The sequence below is a fragment of the Streptomyces tailanensis genome (assembly GCF_008386495.1).
In the GTDB taxonomy this organism is placed as follows: Bacteria; Actinomycetota; Actinomycetes; order Streptomycetales; family Streptomycetaceae; genus Streptomyces; species Streptomyces tailanensis.
On sequence record NZ_VTHJ01000070.1, the window covers coordinates 1 to 16,553 of the forward strand.

Annotated in this window: 15 protein-coding genes; 4 read left to right on the forward strand and 11 right to left on the reverse strand. The window is 69.1% G+C overall.

The window, feature by feature from the left end; all coding sequences use genetic code 11:
• Positions 1 to 120: 120 nt before the first annotated feature.
• The 10 genes from F3T56_RS38410 to F3T56_RS38465 form a co-directional block, all read right to left on the reverse strand.
• Positions 121 to 1,197 carry a CU044_5270 family protein gene (locus F3T56_RS38410; protein ID WP_149830108.1) on the reverse strand — a complete coding sequence of 359 codons (1,077 nt, stop codon included), beginning with the start codon at positions 1,195 to 1,197 and terminating at the stop codon, positions 121 to 123.
• Positions 1,194 to 1,838 (reverse strand): RNA polymerase sigma factor, encoded by a 645-nt coding sequence (locus tag F3T56_RS38415; protein WP_246204290.1) that lies wholly within the window; start codon positions 1,836 to 1,838, stop codon positions 1,194 to 1,196. The genes F3T56_RS38410 and F3T56_RS38415 overlap by 4 nt, the downstream gene beginning before the upstream one ends.
• Before the next feature lie 132 nt (positions 1,839 to 1,970).
• On the reverse strand, positions 1,971 to 3,089 hold the full coding sequence (gene ccsB / locus F3T56_RS38420; RefSeq protein ID WP_149830109.1) for a c-type cytochrome biogenesis protein CcsB: 1,119 nt from the start codon (positions 3,087 to 3,089) through the stop codon (positions 1,971 to 1,973).
• Positions 3,086 to 4,921: a cytochrome c biogenesis protein ResB gene (resB, locus tag F3T56_RS38425; RefSeq protein ID WP_246204291.1), complete on the reverse strand. Its 1,836-nt coding sequence runs from the start codon at positions 4,919 to 4,921 to the stop codon at positions 3,086 to 3,088. Before resB ends, ccsB begins: the two co-directional genes overlap by 4 nt.
• A gap of 3 nt (positions 4,922 to 4,924) precedes the next feature.
• Positions 4,925 to 5,683 (reverse strand): cytochrome c biogenesis CcdA family protein, encoded by a 759-nt coding sequence (locus F3T56_RS38435; protein ID WP_425473721.1) that lies wholly within the window; start codon positions 5,681 to 5,683, stop codon positions 4,925 to 4,927.
• A 49-nt stretch (positions 5,684 to 5,732) separates the two neighbouring features.
• Positions 5,733 to 6,335 (reverse strand): TlpA family protein disulfide reductase, encoded by a 603-nt coding sequence (locus F3T56_RS38440; protein ID WP_172639340.1) that lies wholly within the window; start codon positions 6,333 to 6,335, stop codon positions 5,733 to 5,735.
• A 98-nt stretch (positions 6,336 to 6,433) separates the two neighbouring features.
• Positions 6,434 to 7,714 carry a polysaccharide deacetylase family protein gene (locus tag F3T56_RS38445; protein ID WP_149830110.1) on the reverse strand — a complete coding sequence of 427 codons (1,281 nt, stop codon included), beginning with the start codon at positions 7,712 to 7,714 and terminating at the stop codon, positions 6,434 to 6,436.
• Between the two features lie 273 nt (positions 7,715 to 7,987).
• Positions 7,988 to 8,662, reverse strand: a complete 675-nt coding sequence (locus F3T56_RS38450; RefSeq protein ID WP_149830111.1) for a histidine phosphatase family protein — start codon at positions 8,660 to 8,662, stop codon at positions 7,988 to 7,990.
• The gene (hemL, locus tag F3T56_RS38455) at positions 8,659 to 9,987 is read right to left on the reverse strand and encodes a glutamate-1-semialdehyde 2,1-aminomutase (protein ID WP_149830112.1); all 1,329 of its coding nucleotides are present in this window, start codon (positions 9,985 to 9,987) and stop codon (positions 8,659 to 8,661) included. The genes F3T56_RS38450 and hemL overlap by 4 nt, the downstream gene beginning before the upstream one ends.
• 739 nt (positions 9,988 to 10,726) lie before the next feature.
• Positions 10,727 to 11,107: a hypothetical protein gene (locus tag F3T56_RS38465; RefSeq protein ID WP_149830114.1), complete on the reverse strand. Its 381-nt coding sequence runs from the start codon at positions 11,105 to 11,107 to the stop codon at positions 10,727 to 10,729.
• A 45-nt stretch (positions 11,108 to 11,152) separates the two neighbouring features.
• On the opposite strand from F3T56_RS38465, the gene F3T56_RS38470 reads away from it, so the two are divergent.
• The gene (locus F3T56_RS38470) at positions 11,153 to 11,590 is read left to right on the forward strand and encodes a hypothetical protein (protein WP_003974483.1); all 438 of its coding nucleotides are present in this window, start codon (positions 11,153 to 11,155) and stop codon (positions 11,588 to 11,590) included.
• 67 nt (positions 11,591 to 11,657) lie between these two features.
• Here F3T56_RS38470 and F3T56_RS38475 read toward each other — a convergent pair whose 3' ends face one another.
• Positions 11,658 to 13,007 carry a tyrosine-type recombinase/integrase gene (locus F3T56_RS38475; protein WP_149830141.1) on the reverse strand — a complete coding sequence of 450 codons (1,350 nt, stop codon included), beginning with the start codon at positions 13,005 to 13,007 and terminating at the stop codon, positions 11,658 to 11,660.
• A gap of 672 nt (positions 13,008 to 13,679) precedes the next feature.
• Between F3T56_RS38475 and F3T56_RS38485 the strand changes: the two genes are divergently transcribed.
• From F3T56_RS38485 to F3T56_RS50350, 3 genes are all read left to right on the forward strand, one after another.
• Positions 13,680 to 13,913, forward strand: coding sequence for a helix-turn-helix transcriptional regulator (locus F3T56_RS38485; RefSeq protein WP_234390463.1), 234 nt, complete (start codon positions 13,680 to 13,682; stop codon positions 13,911 to 13,913).
• A 537-nt stretch (positions 13,914 to 14,450) separates the two neighbouring features.
• On the forward strand, positions 14,451 to 15,758 hold the full coding sequence (locus F3T56_RS38490; RefSeq protein ID WP_246204292.1) for a DUF3631 domain-containing protein: 1,308 nt from the start codon (positions 14,451 to 14,453) through the stop codon (positions 15,756 to 15,758).
• Between the two features lie 228 nt (positions 15,759 to 15,986).
• The gene (locus F3T56_RS50350; RefSeq protein WP_149830143.1) at positions 15,987 to 16,553 is read left to right on the forward strand and encodes a MobC family plasmid mobilization relaxosome protein; all 567 of its coding nucleotides are present in this window, start codon (positions 15,987 to 15,989) and stop codon (positions 16,551 to 16,553) included.

The window sequence follows — 16,553 nt, forward strand, 5'->3', positions numbered from 1 at the left end:
CCGGATCCGCCACACCGCGCGGGCCGGATCCGCCAGATTGATCGAAACCAGATACGCGCCCTAGCCGGGCAGATCGCCTCGGGGGCGCTGCAGGCGCCCCCGAGGCTTCCCGCTCTCCCCTTACGGCAACTCCCCCGCCTTGTCCACGACGGCCACGTCAGTGATCGCCTTGGACATGAGGACGGCCCCGTCCCGCACCGGCGGACACGTCGACCCGCTGCGCTCCGCCTCCTGGCCCGCGCCCTCGCCGGTCGGCTCGACCCACACCATCCGCTCGCCCAGGTACTCCAGCGTCTCCTCGTCGAAGATCCACTCGATCCGCTCGGTCCTGGCCTCGTCCGGCGTACGTCCGATCGAGATGCCGCCGCGGCCGAGGGCGTCCTTCACCCCGAACTTCACGGTCACCCCGGGGAGTTCGGCGACGGCCCGGAAGAGCGCGGCGCTCACCTGCGGCGGCACCAGGTTCTCGCTCAGGATCTCGCTCGCGGTTTGGAAGGCGCTGTCGTCGGACCGGCTCCGCGAGTTGTTCCCCTTGTGCAGCCAGACGTACATCTTCTCCGGATCGGTGGGCAGTTCCTGGACCGCGCGGTAGTTCATGGGCGCCTTGGCGCCGCTCGACTTGGCCTTGGGGTGCTGCTTCTCCTCGTACGTCTGCTTGCCGTTCCCGTACGAGCGGTCCAGCCCCCAGAGGGTGCCGTCGACGGACGTCCAGGACTCGAAGTCGTAGAGGTTCACGGCCTGGATCGCGCAGGTGTCGTCGAAGGAGGCGTCGGCGGCGTCCTCGGTGCTCTTGATGTAGACGAACTGGTCGTCGCCGGCCTTCCCCGGCCCCGGCCGCTTCTCGGCGGCCCGCGCGATCCGTTCCAGCACCTCGGCCGCGCTCGGACGCTCGGACGTGCTCCGCGCTTCCGGCCGTGGCGGCGCGGCGGCGTTCTGGGTCACCGTGCCGCCGACGACGACGGCGGCCGTGAGGGTGGCCGCGACGACGGGGGCGACGAAGGCGGGGCGGCGCCAGAAACGCCGTACAGCCGCCTGCTCCGGCGCACCGCCGCCGGCGCCGGCGTTCTCGCTCTCGTTGATCTCGCTGATCTCGCGCATCAGATGCTCCTTCAGGACGCGGTGGCGGCCCGGAGGGAGGTCCCGGTCCTCGGCGGACGGGAGCTCGTGGTCCTCGTGGGGGGACGGGTTGGCGTTCACTTGTTCCCCTCCTGGATGGGCCCGGCCACGGAGGTGTGACCGCCCTTTGTCTGTCCGCGGCCGCGGCCCGGTTCCCCGCCACGCCCCAGTTCGGCGGCGAGTTTCGTCCGGGCGCGGGAGAGCCGGGAGCGTACGGTGCCGAGGGGGATGCCGAGGGCCTCGGCGGCCGCCGCGTAGTCGAGCCCGCCCCAGGCGCACAGGGCCAGTACCTCGCGCTCGGGGCGGCGCAGCCGGTCGACGGCGGCGCGTACGGCCTTCAGGTACGCCGTGTCGTCGAACTGTCCGGCGACCTCGTCGGCGAAGTCCCGTACGGATTCCGGCCTGGGCAGCCGGGCGACGGCGGCGGCGTGCCGCCGGGTGGCGCGGCGGGTGTTGCGGGCCACGTTGGTGGCGATGCCGAGCAGCCAGGGGCGCGGTGAACCGCCCTCCGCGTCCAGCCGGCCGCGCAGCCGCCACGCCTCCAGGAAGGTCAGCGACACGATGTCCTCGGCCGCCGACCAGTCCCCCGTCAGCCGGAAGGCGTGGTTGTACACGGAACGGGCGTACGCGTCGAAGACCTCGCCGAAGGCCCCCGCGTCCCCGTCCCTGATCCGGGCGCGCAAGGCACTCCGGTCCCCGATGTCCCCCTGGTTCGTCTCCACGTCCTCCCCCTGTCCGTACGGCGAAGACCGGTTCCCGTGACGTGCGTCACAGCACTAGGGAACCGGCCTTCGGTGTACGGGGGTTGTACGGGAGGCGGGAGCGGGCAGTCGGGAGGCTCGGTCGCCGGGGCGTCAGACTCCGACGGACTGCAGTACGGCCAGGCTCACATCCGCGTAGGAGTGCTTGCCGGAGACGAGGATGTTCACGCCGTAGTAGTTCCACAGCCAGCAGACGAACGCGGCGATCGCGATGTACGCGGCCTTGCGGCCCTTCCAGCCGGCGGTGGCGCGGGCGTGCAGATAGGCGGCGTAGAACACCCAGGTGATGAACGACCAGGTCTCCTTGGGGTCCCATCCCCAGTAGCGGCCCCACGCGTCGCCCGCCCAGATCGCGCCCGCGATGATCGTGAACGTCCACAGCGGGAAGACGGCGGCGTTGACGCGGTACGAGAACTTGTCGAGCGACGCGGAGGAGGGGAGCCGCTCCATGACGGAGGTCGCGAAGTGGCCGGGGCGGCCGCCGCTCGCGAGCTTGCTCTCGTAGGAGTCCTTGAAGAGGTACAGGATCGTGCCGACCGCGCCCACGTAGAAGACGGCGCCGCAGAAGATCGCGGTGGAGACGTGGATGTACAGCCAGTACGAGTGGAGGGCGGGAACCAACTGGTCGCTGGCGGTGTACAAGACAGTGACGGCGAGACCGAGATCGAGGAGGACGGTCGTGATGAGCGGAAGCCCGAGCCAGCGGACGTTCTTCTTCAGCGCGAGCAGCGAGAGGTACACCCCGACGGCCACGGTGGAGAACGTGATGTTGAACTCGTACATGTTGCCCCACGGCGCCCGCTGCACCGAGAGCGCCCGCGTGAGCACACCGCCGAACTCGATGGCGAAGGCCAGCACGGTGAGGGACACGGCGATACGCCCGTAGAGGTCCCCCTGCTCGTCCCCGCCATGCGCGCCGGGCCCGTCCGGCACGTCCCGCGCCCCGGCGGCGGCCCGCACGACCACCTTGGGCCGCTCCAGCACGGAGGTCCCCCCGGCCGACCTCACGGTCACCGCGGGCGCGTCCGCCTTCTTGCCGCCCTTGGCATCGGCGGTCAGCGCGGCGGCGGTACGACCCACCTTGCTGCGGCTGCCGAAGAGCCACTCGGTGATGTACGCGAAGAAGGCCAGGGTGTAGACGGCCATCGCGGAGTAGATCAGCGTGTTGCTGATGCTCGCGAGGTTCTCGTTGGTAGCGGCGGCGAGAGTCACGGCTTCTCAGCCCCTTCGGTCTCGGAGTCTTGCGTAGTTGCGGGCAGTACCTCAGCCTCTGCGACAGTCGGAGCTTCGTCGTGGATTACCTCAGCCAAGTCGCCCAGTTCCTCCGGCACCTTCGCCGACTCGCTGCGCCCAAGTCCCGCCATCTCGACGACGGTGACGCCGTCGGGGCCGTTGGCCGCCCGCACCCACACCCGGCGCCGCTGGATGAAGAGGGACGCGGCGAGACCGGCGATCGCGGTGATCGCACCGGCGAGGGCCCAGCCACTGCCGGGCTGCTGGGTGACCTGGAACCCGGCCCACTCCTTGACCCCGTCGAAGGTGACCGTCCCGTTGCCTCCCGGCAGGGTCATGGTCTCGCCGATCTTCAGGTTCTCCCGCACCTGCTCACCCTCGGCGTCCTTGTACCCCTTCAGCTTCCGCTTCTCCAGCTGGTACACGCTCTGCGGCACCCCAGAGTCGACCCCGAGGTCCCCGTGGTACGCCTCCAGGTTCAGGACGGGATTGAGCAGCGCCGGGAACTGCGAGACGACCGCGGTGCCGGCCCCGCCGTACGTCGGCAGGAAGAACGCCTGGAACCCGAGCTGCTCCCGCTCCCCGTCGGCGTTGCGGTAACCGTCCATGACCTTGATCGCCCCGGTGGACGTGACGTTCGCGTCCAGCGGCAGCAGCGGCACGGGACCGCTGAAGACGACCTCGCCCTTGCCGTCCTTGATGGTGACGACGGGCGCGTAACCGTGGCTGACGAGGTACACCTTGGAGTCGTCGATCTCCAGCGGCTTGTTGACCTCGATCTTGGTCGACTTCTGCTCGCCGTCCGCGCCGACGGCGTAGTCGACGGTCGCCTCGTAGATCCGTGGGGTGCCCTTGTTCGGGCCGGTCGTCTCGTACGTACCGCGGAAGTTCTTGAGGTCGAAGCTGAACGGGTTGAGGTCGTCGGCGGAGAAGAGGTTGCCGGACCTGAAGTCGTCGTACTGCGTGAGGGTGTTGGCGAACCCGTCGCCCTCGACGATCAGCTTGTTGCCCTCGGACCGGTACAGCTGGCCCCAGGCGAAGGCGATGAGCATCACGATCAGGGCGAGGTGGAAGGCGAGGTTGCCCGCCTCCCGCAGATAGCCCTTCTCGGCGGCGACCGCGTCCCCGGCGACGTACGCGCGGAACCGGCGCTTCTTCAGCGCCTTCAGCGCCACCTCGCGCACCTGCTCCGGCGTGGCCTCCGTACGCCAGGTCGCGTACGCGGGCAGCCGGGTCAGCCGCTTCGGCGCACCCGGCGGCCGGCCGCGCAGCTGCCCCACGAACTGCCAGGTGCGGGGCACGATGCAGCCGATGAGCGAGACGAAGAGCAGGATGTAGATCGCCGAGAACCACACCGAGCTGTACACGTGGAACAGCCCGAGCTTCTCGTAGATCGGCGCCAGCGTGTCGTGCCGCTCAATGAAGTCGGCGACCTGCGTCTCGTCCTGCCCCGTCTGCGGAATCAGCGACCCGGGAATCGCCGCGAGCGACAGCAGGAACAGCAGCAACAGCGCGACCCGCATGGACGTCAACTGCCGCCAGAACCAACGGGCCCACCCGATCACGCCCAGGGAGGGCAGATTGGGGGACTCCTCCCGGGGGGCGGTGGACAACTGCGAACCGGCGGCACCGAGGTCGTTGTCATCGGGGGCCGAGGCGCGGTCGGGGGCGGGTGTCCCGCTCTTGCCGGTCACCCGGCCCTTGTCCGCGGCCCGGGCGGCGTCGGCCGGGCGGCGCTTGCCGCTGCCGGTGCGCTCTGCGGTGTTTTCCCGGTCGCCGGAGGCCTCGCGGTTGGCGTCGGTCGTCGTCATGGCTCAGATCCCTGGGGTGAAGCCGGTGGACCAGACCTGCATCTCCTGCACGATGCGGTCCCAGGCGCCGGTCAGCATCAGGAGGCCGATGGTGATCATCATGCCGCCGCCGATGCGCAGCACCCACGCGTAGTGCCGCTTGACCCAGGCGAAGGCGCCGAGCGCCTTGCGGAAGGCCACCGCGGCGAGCACGAAGGGCAGGCCCAGCCCCAGACAGTACGCCACCATCAGCAGCGCGCCGCGGACGGCACTGGCCTCCGAGAGGGCGAGGGCGTTCACGGCGGCGAGGGTCGGGCCGATGCACGGCACCCAGCCGATGCCGAAGAGCGCGCCGAGCACGGGCGCGCCGACGAGCCCGGTGGCCGGCTTGGTGTGGAAGCGGAACTCGCGCTGCGTGAGCCAGGGCATCAGCCCCATGAAGAACAGGCCCATGCCGACCATGAGCACGCCCAGCACGCGGGTCAGCATCTTCTGGTGTTCCAGCAGCGTCGTCCCGAAGTACCCGAAGAGCGCCCCGCTGGAGACGAACACCACGGTGAACCCGAGCACGAACAGCCCGGCCCCGGCAACCATCCGACCCCGCCGGGCGTCGGCCAGATCGGTGCCGCCGACGCCGGTGACGTACGAGAGATAGCCGGGCACCAGGGGCAGGACGCACGGCGAGAAGAAGGAGACCAGCCCGCCGAGCACGGCGACCGGCACGGCGAGGAGCAGGGCCCCGCTGGAGACGGTCGAGGTGAGATCGGCGGCGCTGGTGATCATGTCGGTGCCGGCCATCGGGGCGGCGTTGGTGATCGTGGGGGCGGGCACGTCACTTCTCCGCGAGGATCGGCTTGAGCATCTTGCGCAGCAGCGCCTCGGTCAGCGGCTTCTGGGCCCGCGCCGCGAGCTTGCCGTCCCGGTCGACGACGATCGTGGACGGGATCAGCTGCGGGTTGAGCGTGCCCTTCTCGAAGCGGAGCAGCAGCTTGCCGGTCGGGTCGTAGAGGCTCGGGTAGGTGACCTTGAACTCTTCCTCGAAGGCCTGCGCGGGCCGCGTGCTCGTGTCCCGCGTGTTGATGCCGACGAACTGCACGCCCTGGTCGGCGAGGTCGTCGGAGACCTTGACGAAGTTGACCGCCTCCGCGCGGCACGGCGGGCACCAGGAACCCCACACATTGAGGACGACGATCTTGCCCTTGTAGGCGGAGGCCACATCGAGTTGCTCGCCGTCGATGGTCTTCCCGGAGAGCTCGGGCGCCGCGTCCCGCTCCCCCTTCTTCACCGTCGCGATCCCGTCGGTACCGATAACAAAGCCGGTACCGCCACCACCGCCCTGCACGCCCCCGCCCGAACAGGCGGACAGCACCAGCGCCAGGGCCGCGGCCCCGGCGGTGAGCAAAGCGGCACGACTACGGCTCGTACGGACACTCATGTGAAAAGTTTCGCATGCCCGTTTCGCGGACTTGCGGCGGGGTCGAGGGGCCACCGATGGCCCACTTATGACCAGGTCAGGCGGCTGTGTGCAGCGGGTCAGGCCGCCGAACCGGCCCCCAGGAACTGCTTCCAGCCGCCCGTCGGCTGCTGCCCGACACCGAGAGTCCGGAGCTGGGCGAGAACGTCCGGCTTCTGCGCGTCCATCCAGTCCACGAACTGGCGGAAGGACACGATCCGTATATCCCCGTCCTTGGCCTTCTCCTTCGCGCGGGCGATGTGCTTGAGGGCCTCCTCGACGGCGTCCATGTAGACCCCGCCGTTCCACTCCTCGAAGTGGTTGCCTATGAACAGCGGCGCCCGGTTCGTCTCGTACGCCCGCTGGAACCCGGCGACGTACGCGCCGGCGGCCTGGGTGCGGTAGGCCGGGTAGTTGGCGGGCGGGGCCTGGGTGGAGTTCTGGGACTGGTTGAACATGATGTTGTAGTCCATCGACAGGACCTCGAAGCCACGGCCCGGGAACGGGATGGACTGCAACGGCAGATCCCACACCCCCTGCTTCTTCCGCGGCCAGACCTGGAGGCCGCCGGGCGAGGAGGAGTCGTAGCGCCAGCCGAGCTCGCGCGCGGTCGGCAGCAGGTTCTCCTGCCCGAGCAGGCACGGCGTGCGCCCGCCGATGAGTTCCTTGTCGTAGTCGAAGGGCAGCGGGTCGATGTCCGTCCAGCCGCTGTTGGTCTTCCACTCCTTCACGAACGCCTTCGCCTGGTCGATCTCGCTGCGCCACTGCTTGGGCGTCCAGTTCTTGACCGAGCCGAAACTCTCGCCGCAGAAGTGCCCGTTGAAGTGCGTGCCTATCTCGTGGCCGTCCAGCCAGGCCGTCCGCAGATGCCCGAGCGTCGACTTGATGTGCTCGTCCGTCAGATAACCGATGTCGGAGGCGCCGGGCGCGTTGTTCGGCGGAAGGTAGCTGCGCTTTTTCGACTCGGGGAGGAGATAGATCCCGGAGAGAAAGAACGTCATATGGGCCTCGTGCTCGCGCCCCAACTTCAGGAACCGCTCGAAAAGCCCGTTCCCGACATCTCCGGCCCCGTCCCAGGAGAACACCACGAACTGCGGCGGAGTCTCCCCCGCCTCCAACGCCTTCGGCTTCCCCGGCTGGTTCGGCTGCTTCCCGGTGTTCGCGGTCGACCCGTCACCCAGCGGCTTCACGGTGTTCTTCTTCCCACCGCCGCCCCCGGACCCGCCCTTGCCCGACCCCCCGGCCCGCCCGTTCCCACCACCGCCGCCGGACCCCGTACCGCACCCGGCGAGCCCCAGCGTGGCCGCGGCGCCCGCACCGGCACCGAGTCCGATCATTCCCCTACGAGACAATTCGCGCATTGCGCCCCCTTCGTCAGTTCACACCCCACTTGGGGTGATGCACACCGCTTTAGAGGCCGCGGGAAACGCGTGGGTTCCGTCGATCTAGCACATATTTAAGAGACTTTGCTGTATTACGCTGAGATGCCGTTCCTCATACGCTTTGTGACGGGGCGTGCGCGGGCGGGGCGAGCGTAGACATTGGACATGCCGGGCATGCCAAAGGGCCGTACGTCTGTAGGAGAGACGTACGGCCCAGGCGGTTCCTGTTGATCTACACGAGGTGTACTCGGCTCACGCCCCGAATGCTTTGTCCTTGCCCTTCACCGGCTTGGCGCCCGCCAGGAGATGCGGCGGTACGAGATCCCGCGCCGGCTCGCCGTACCCGACCGACACGATCTTGTCGCCCTGGTACGTGAACGTCGTCAGCGACGCGAGCGTGCACTGCCGTCGCCGGGGGTCGTGCCAGAGCCGCCGCTTCTCGATGTACGACCGGACGATCCAGATCGGCAGCTGGTGCGAGACGAGCACGGCCTCATGCCCCCGCGCCGCGTCCTTCGCGGCGTCGAGCGCCCCCATCATCCGGACGACCTGGTCGACGTACGGCTCACCCCAGGACGGCCGGAAGGGGTTGACGAGGTGCTTCCAGTTCTCCGGCCGCTTCAGCGCGCCGTCGCCGACGCCGAAGGTCTTGCCCTGGAAGACGTTGCCGGCCTCGATGAGCCGCGCGTCGGTGGCGAGGTCCAGCCCGTGCGCCTTGGCGATCGGCGTCGCCGTCTCCTGCGCCCGCTCCAGCGGGGACGCCACGACATACGTGACGTCGCGAGGGGCGAGGTGGTCGGCGACGCGGTCGGCCATGCGCCGCCCGAGCTCGGAGAGGTGGTAGCCGGCGAGGCGGCCGTAGAGGATCCCGTCCGGGTTGGCGACCTCACCGTGCCGCATCAGGTGGACGACTGTGATGTCACTCATGCTGCCGTGGCCTCCGCCGCTGCCCGCGCCGCCGCCGGAAGGGCGTCGGCGATCCGCTGAACCGCCCGCTCGTCGTGTGCCGTCGACACGAACCACGACTCGAAGGACGACGGCGGCAGATAGACACCCTGCGACAGCATCGAGTGGAAGAAGGCGTTGAACCGGAACGACTCCTGCGCCTTGGCGTCCTCGTAGTTCCGTACCGGTGTGTCCGATGTCTCCGTGAAGAACACGGAGAACATGTTGGAGGCGTTCTGCAGCGTGTGCGCGACGCCTTCCTTGGTGAGCGCCTCGGTGACGAGCCCCTGGATCTGCTCCGAGACGGCGTTGACGACGTCGTACGCCGCGTTGTCCAGCAGCCGCAGCTGCGCCAGCCCGGCGGCGGTCGCGACCGGGTTCCCGGAGAGCGTGCCGGCCTGGTAGACGGGCCCCGCGGGCGCGAGACACGCCATGACGTCGGCGCGCCCCCCGAAGGCGGCGGCGGGGAAGCCGCCGCCCATGACCTTTCCGAAGGTCATGAGGTCGGGGACGACCCCGTCGATCCCGTACCACCCGGCCTTGCTGGTCCTGAACCCCGTCATGACCTCGTCGGAGATGAACAGCGCGCCGTTCTCGGCGGCGATGTCCTTGAGCCCCTGGTTGAAGCCCGGCAGCGGCGGTACGACGCCCATGTTGCCCGGGGAGGCCTCGGTGATGACGCAGGCGATCTCGCCGGGGTGGGCGGCGAAGGCGGCGCGTACGGCGTTGAGGTCGTTGTAGGGCAGGACGATGGTGTCGCCGGCCTGGGCGCCCGTGACGCCTGGGGTGTCGGGGAGGGCGAAGGTGGCGACACCGGACCCGGCCGCGGCGAGCAGCGAATCGACGTGACCGTGATAACACCCGGCGAACTTGACCACCTTGCTGCGGCCGGTGAAGCCGCGGGCGAGCCGGATCGCCGACATGGTGGCCTCGGTCCCGCTGGACACGAGCCGCACCTGCTCCAGCGGCCCCACCCGGTCCACCATCTCCTCGGCGAGCGCGACCTCGCCCTCGCCGGGCGTACCGAAGGAGGTACCGCGCGAGACGGCCTCCTGGACGGCGGCGATGACCTCGGGACGGGAGTGCCCGAGGATCATGGGTCCCCAGGAACACACGAGATCGACGTACTCACGTCCATCGGCATCGGTCAGATAAGGACCGGTACCGGACACCATGAACCGGGGCGTACCGCCCACGGCACGGAAGGCACGCACGGGAGAGTTCACGCCGCCGGGCGTGACGGCCGCCGCGCGCTCGAAAAGAGTCTGCGAAACTGGGGCTTCGTACGGATAGCTCACACAGGCCATGGTGTCAGAGGCTCCGAAGATCCTGCGGGCTGGTGTTCCAGCGCACGTTTCGGCGGGCGGCCGCAGGGGAGGTCATTGACACGATGATCGGGTGGCGCGGCGGGGGCCACGCGTCCCAGAAATGCGTTCGGGTGGAGATATGCATCGCGGTGGCGGACTGGGCGAGGGGACCGGTGACCTCGGTCCTCGTCGTGCCCGGCGGGGCAGGCACCGGCGCGAGGCGGAGGAGACCGCGGAGACGTCGCGGCAGGAGCGGGGCGGGTCGACGGAGCGGGGCGGGGCCGCGTCCGCGGATCATGGTGGATCGGCGGATCGTGGTGGGTCCGGGGATCGTGGTGGGTCCGGGGATCTGAGCGGGCCGGGGGCGGCTGGGCCGGGGCAGAGCGGAGCGAGTGGAGCGGCTGGAGCGGCGTCGAGCGGACCGGGCGGTCCGAACGGCCCCACCGGTCCTACGGGCCCCGCCGGGCAGACCGGTCCTTCCGGCCCTTCCAGCCCCGCGCGCGGGCTGGGGCCGTTGGGTTCCCTGGGGTCATTGGGCTCGACCGGAGAACAGGGACAGCCGGGGTCGCCAGGGTCACAGCCCCCGTACGCGCCGTACGGCCAGCAGGGCGTGTACGGTCCGCAGGGTGCACACGGCACGCACGACTCACATGACACGCAGGGCACGCAGGGCGCCCAAGGTTCGTCGGGTGACCAGCTCGGCGGGGAACAGGACGCTCCGCGCGAGCAACAGCAGGGTTCACGCTTCTCCCGTCGCCGGCGCGGTGGGCAGGGTGCGCAGAACGGTCCTGACCGGAGCCAGACCGGCACCGGCCGTATCCCGGGCGTTCCTGACCGTCCCCGGGGCGGTAGCGACTGGAACAACGACGAATCCGACCGGGTTCAGAATGGTGCCGACCGGCTCGAAACCGGCGACGCCGACCGGAACCGGGAGGGCGGGCCTGAGCGGATCGGGCGGCGCAGCCGTATGGACGGTATGGACCGTATGGAACGTGCCGATCATGTGGATCGCGTGAATCGTGTGGACGGAATGGATCAGACGGACCGGAAGGACCGGCCTGACCTGGTGGATCGCGGAAGCCGCGCGGATCGCAGAAGCCGTGCGGACCGCCTCGACCAAGTGGTCAACCGGCTCCATACGGCGGGGAGCAGGAATGGTGGTCGGGTGGGGGTGACCTACAAATACTTCGGCGCGCCCGACGGCGCGACCGCGGCCCGCGTCCCGATCTCGATGCGCCCCGAGGAACTCGGCGGCGACGAGCTCGGCATGAACGGCATGTTCACCAAGATCAAGCCGGAGACGATGGCCGCGATGGTGCTGACGGGCATCGAAGGCGTCCCCCTCCACAAGGTGCCCCCGCTCGAACTCGTCGTCCTCCACCCCGACTACGCGGTCGTGAAGCTCCCGATGACCGTCGTGGACCCCCTGCGCGGCATCGGCGAGGAGGCCGTGGGCGCGGCGGCGTTCATCTGGTCCACGGTCCCGGACCGCGGCGGCCCCCGCGACGCGTTCAATGTGTACCAACTGCTGCACGAGTGGCAGGACTTCAGCCATCGGTTGCATGAGGCGGGGCATCAGCCTTATTGCCTTGTGTGGCCGTGACCTGGGGTTTCTTGCGGATCGGGCGGGGTCTTCGGGCCTCGCCCTCTTTGGTGCCGGGAAGGGGCCGTCAGGCGGCCAGGGCACATTGAGGGCACATTGGTTTCGCCGGGGGCGCTGATGTGCCCTGGGTGGCAGGTGGGTCGCCGTTGTCTTCCGCCTCGGCTCCCGTTCCCGTTTCCGTTTCCGTGAAGGCGTCGTCGATCGCCTTGCGGGTGCGGGTCTCGCTGGATGGCAGCAGATGCGTGTACGTACGCAGCGTGAAGCCCGGGTCCGAGTGGCCGAGGTATTCGGAGAGCGCCTTGATGCTCTCCCCCGCATCCAGGAGCACGGAGGCGTAGGCGTGTCGGAGGGCGTGCATGCCGTCTTCCGGGGCCGCCTGGAGGTAGCGCGCTCCGCGCTCGCGCGGAGGGATCACGCCGGCGGCGGCCAGGGCGAGCTTCCAGGCACCCATGTTGAAGACGCTGCGGTTGTAGGCCCGGCTCTTCTCGTCCACGAAGAGGAGGCGAAAGGTCTTCGGTTCGCCGTCCGGTTTGGCCCATGGCAGCGTGACGGCGACGGGTGGGAACTCCTTCATGTGGGCCTTGAGGGTGGCGGCAAGTTGGGCCGGCAGGGGCACTGACCGGATCTTGTTGCCCTTGGGCAGGGCGAAGACAGGCTTCGTACCGACCAGCCGCACCTGGCGGTTGACGTGGATCCAGCGGCCCTTGAAGTCGATGTCGTCGACTGCGAAGCCGAACACCTCGCCCTGCCGCAGGCCGCAGCCGAAGGCGAGCTTGCCGCCTGCCTGGAAGCGTTTCGGGAGTCCGGCGACGACCGCACGTACGCGTTCCAACGACCAGGGGATGATCTTCTTCTTGGTCGCCGTCGGCAGCTTGACCGACTTCGACTTGCAGGGGTTCTTCGGCAGCAGCCCGTCCTCCACGGCCATGCCGAGGATGCTGGAGAGGATGTCGAAGATGCCCTCGATCGTCGACACTTCCAGTTCCGCGTCCTGGAGCGTGCGGATCCAACCCTGAATGATCGAGGGCTGGTTGAGGGACCGCAGCTCGCGCCGACCGAGGTGCTCCACGATGTGGTTGCGGACGGTCGCCTCGTAGCGGAGCACGGTCGTGGGGCCGACGGAGTTCGCGTCGAGCCACTTCTGCGCGTAGGCGCCGAGTGTCTGCTTCGTCTCGGCCGGGACGACGTAGGAGCCGCGCCGGATCTCGACGTCGACCTCGGCGGCACGGTTGTCCGCTTCGGCCTTCGTGTGGAAGTTCTCCTTGCGCTGGCGGCCGTCCAGGTCGCGGTAACGGACCTGCCAGCGCTTGCCGATGCCGTGATCGGCGGTAGGGACTATCCGCTTCGTACGGCTCTTGTGTTCGCCGCACTCGGCCTCGGCGGGCTTGGGGTGGGACTTGTGCCAGCGGTCGTACACGTCAGCCAAGAAGGGCCTCCTGAATGAGGTTCGGGGACTGGGGGGTGCCGTCGGGCGGGGCGGTGTGCGTCAGCGCCACGGGAGCAGCAGGGCTGCGGGAGGAGCGGCGAGCTGGTGCTGGGGCACGCTGCACACGAGGCGTAGGTGCTCGATAGCGCGAACGACGTGGAGGTCGGCGGGGCCTATTTCGACAGGTCGGTTGGGCATAACAAACAGCTGTAACTTGCAGTCGGCCGTCGTGGCAAGAGTTAGTTCTTAAACTCTCCAAAAGTCGCCCGGAGGCGAAGTGGCGTTCGTCTCGTCGGATTCCGGCACATCACGAGCCGTTTCGGCGGGGAGGTTGTGCTACCTTCCCTCCGCGTCAAAGAAGTGGGCGATTTAAGCAGCTTTCGGATGCGATGTCCGCTAGACGAGCCACGCCACTTCTAAGCGCTGGGCGCCACCTCTGAGCTGCTGAGGTACCGGATTCCGGCACTTCAGCCGGTTGCTTCTCCGCAGAAAATTTCGGCTTCCGTGGGAGCGATTTCGGCAACCGGGGATCCGCCCTTACTGTTTTGGTCTTCCCCGGCGATGCTGAGGGAAGTAGCCGGGAGTTTCAGAATTCACTCTGGACGCTTCCCAGGTGGTGTGGCGGTGTTGCCCACGCCTGCCATCCAAAACCCTGATTCCGATATGGAGACCTCATTGCCGAACCACTCCCCACGCCTCGCCGGCGCCGAGCGTGACCAGCTCGCCACTCCCACCGACGTGGCCGCGTACCTCGGGGTACCAGTGAAGACCCTCTACCAGTGGAAGTACCGGGGCATCGGCCCCAGCGTCCACAAGGTCGGCCGTCACCTGCGCTACCGCTGGCGGGAGGTGGACGCATGGCTGGACGCCCAGACGTCGTACGACCTCACGGCCTGACCCCGCGTCTGGCGCGGACAACGAAGCGGCCCCCGGCGCGCCAACGCCGAGGGCCGAAGACTTCCCAACTGATCGCCCATCCCTGAACGAATGAGCTGGTGAGGGCGGGACCTTGCCCGTCCTGCCCCTCACCGGAGAGGAACGCCTATGGAGGACCCTACGTCCCCAAGCTCCACGAACGCCTCCCCGACCGGCTGGCCCACTCCCGCGGTCCCCGGCGAAGGCATCCCCTGGCGCCGCAGGGATCAGACGGACACACGGTCCCCGGCGCCGGGGACCGTCGAGCACTCGGCGGATGTGGAAGCACACGGGGACCGTCCCCAGCCGTCTGCTGATGCCGCTGTTGGGGACCGTCCCCACGACAAGCTCGCTGCTCGGTCCACGCACGTCCCGGTCCCCGTATCGACATCCGACGCAAACCCGCAGGTCAGCGGCGCCAAAATGGGGACCGGTCCCCAAGAGGCCGCAGTTGCACCAGGGGACCGCAATGGGGACCGTGATCACGGTCCCCACCAGTCGTTGGGGACCGACAGCTCCGTGGCGGGTACCGCCCAGCAGAAGAGGACCGGTCCCGTCGACGCATGGGGACCGGATCATGGGACCGTCTCCCGGCCTACTCGGGGACCGGCAGACCCTGAGGAACGGGGTTCCGGTGACGGTGCGGAACTGCTGGATGAGTTGCGGGCGGCGATCGGCAAGTACGTGGTGCTGCCCAGTGACGAGGCGCTGACAGCGGTCACCCTGTGGGTGGCGGCCACGCACATCCAGACCGTTCTGCAGCACGCGCCGCGTCTGGCGGTCGTAGGCCCGACGAAGGGCTGCGGCAAGTCCCGGGTTCTGGACGTGCTCCACGAGACCGTGCACCAGCCGATCATGACGGTGAATATGTCCAAGGCGGTGCTGTTCCGCATCATCGGCAAGAACCCGCGCACGATCCTGGTGGACGAAGCCGACGCCATCTTCAGCAAGGCCGGCGACAACGAGGAACTGCGCGGCCTGCTGAACGCCGGGCATCAGCGCAACCGGCCCGCCTGGCGCATCTCCGGTCCGGAGCACAAGCCGACCCCGTATCCGACCTTCGCCATGGCCGCGCTGGCCTCGATCGGCGACCTGCCCGACACGATCACGGACCGGGCGGTCGTGCTCCGCATGCAAAAGCGCAAGCCGAGCGAGAAGGTGACCCCGTTCCGCTCGCGCTACGCCACACCGGAGCTGAACGCACTGCGGGACAAGCTGGCCGCTTGGCTGGGCCCGCTGCGCGGCACGGCCGCCTCTATGGCGCCGACCATGCCGGTGGAGGACCGGGCGGCGGACACCTGGGAACCGCTGGTCATCGTCGCCGACCTGGCCGGCGGCCACTGGCCCGCCAGTGCCCGTGCGGCCTGTGTGGCGATGACCCGCTTCGAGGCCGTCCAGGACGAGCAGACCAACCTGAAGACGCGGCTGCTGCGCGACATCCACCGCGTCTTCGAGGCACACGGCAACCCGGAGGCCCTGTCCTCCCTGGATCTGGTCACCGCCCTGCTCCAGGACCCCGACGCCCCCTGGGCGGAGCACGGCACCAACGGGCTCAACGCCTATCACCTGGGCAGAATGCTGCGGGACTTCGACATCCGCCCGGCCAACTACCGGTTCGACAAGGGCAGGCAGGCCAAGGGGTACGCCCGTAACAGGTTCCTCGACAGCTGGGCCCGACACTGCCCCGACCTCGCCGAGACGGCGCCTGCCCCCACCCACGACGCCACGCCCGCGCGCCCGGCCCAGGGCAAGCCGCCCGCCGCCCCGGCGGGCTCGCTGCCCATCGGCCCGCCCGGCAGCCCCGCCGGCCCCAAACGCGCCCGCTGACCCGCCTCCCCTGGGGCCGTATCTCGGCGTCGCATCCGTCCCCGCGCAGGTCAGCGCGGGGACGGATGCTCTCGCCGGGACGGACTTCTCCGTACCTGACCGAGTGTCCGTACCTGTCCTGACCAGGCATGGGACGGATGCGACACACGTGACACACCTCCCTCCCCTCGCCACCGGAGCACCCCCATGCACGAACAGCACCACGAACTCCCCACAGCTCAGCAGCAGATGCACACCACCTCAGCCTCAGACAGCGCAGCAAGTTGTCGGGTAAGGAGTCCTTACCCGGCCTCCGCCCCAGAGGGGGCGGAGGCATCCGGCGCCGAGGGAGCACCGGAGTCGGCTGGCCCGGGGGAGCCGACCGATACGGGAGCCACCACACCATCGCCGCACACCGCACAGACGCCCACGACGCGACGCCGCCTGCGTCAGCCGCGCCTGCGCGAACACCGCGTCCACCCCCGTTACAGCGACAGCGAGTTCGCCGAAGTCGAGCACGCCGCCGCACTCAGCCGCATGAAACCCGGTGGCTACGTCGCCGAGGCATCGCTCGCCGCCGCCCGCGCCGAGGATCCCACGGCAGCGGTCGCCGACTATCGCGCCATGGTTCAGGTGCTGATGGCCGCCAACAGGCAGCTCGCCGGCATCGGCAACAACCTCAACCAGCTCACCTGGCACCTCAACAAGGACGGCACCTGGCCCCAGCCCGACACCGTCCACCGGCTCCTCGATCGCGTCGAGGCGTCGATTGCCGAGCTGGACACTGCCATCGCCCAGGTCACCGAGGGTCGGTGA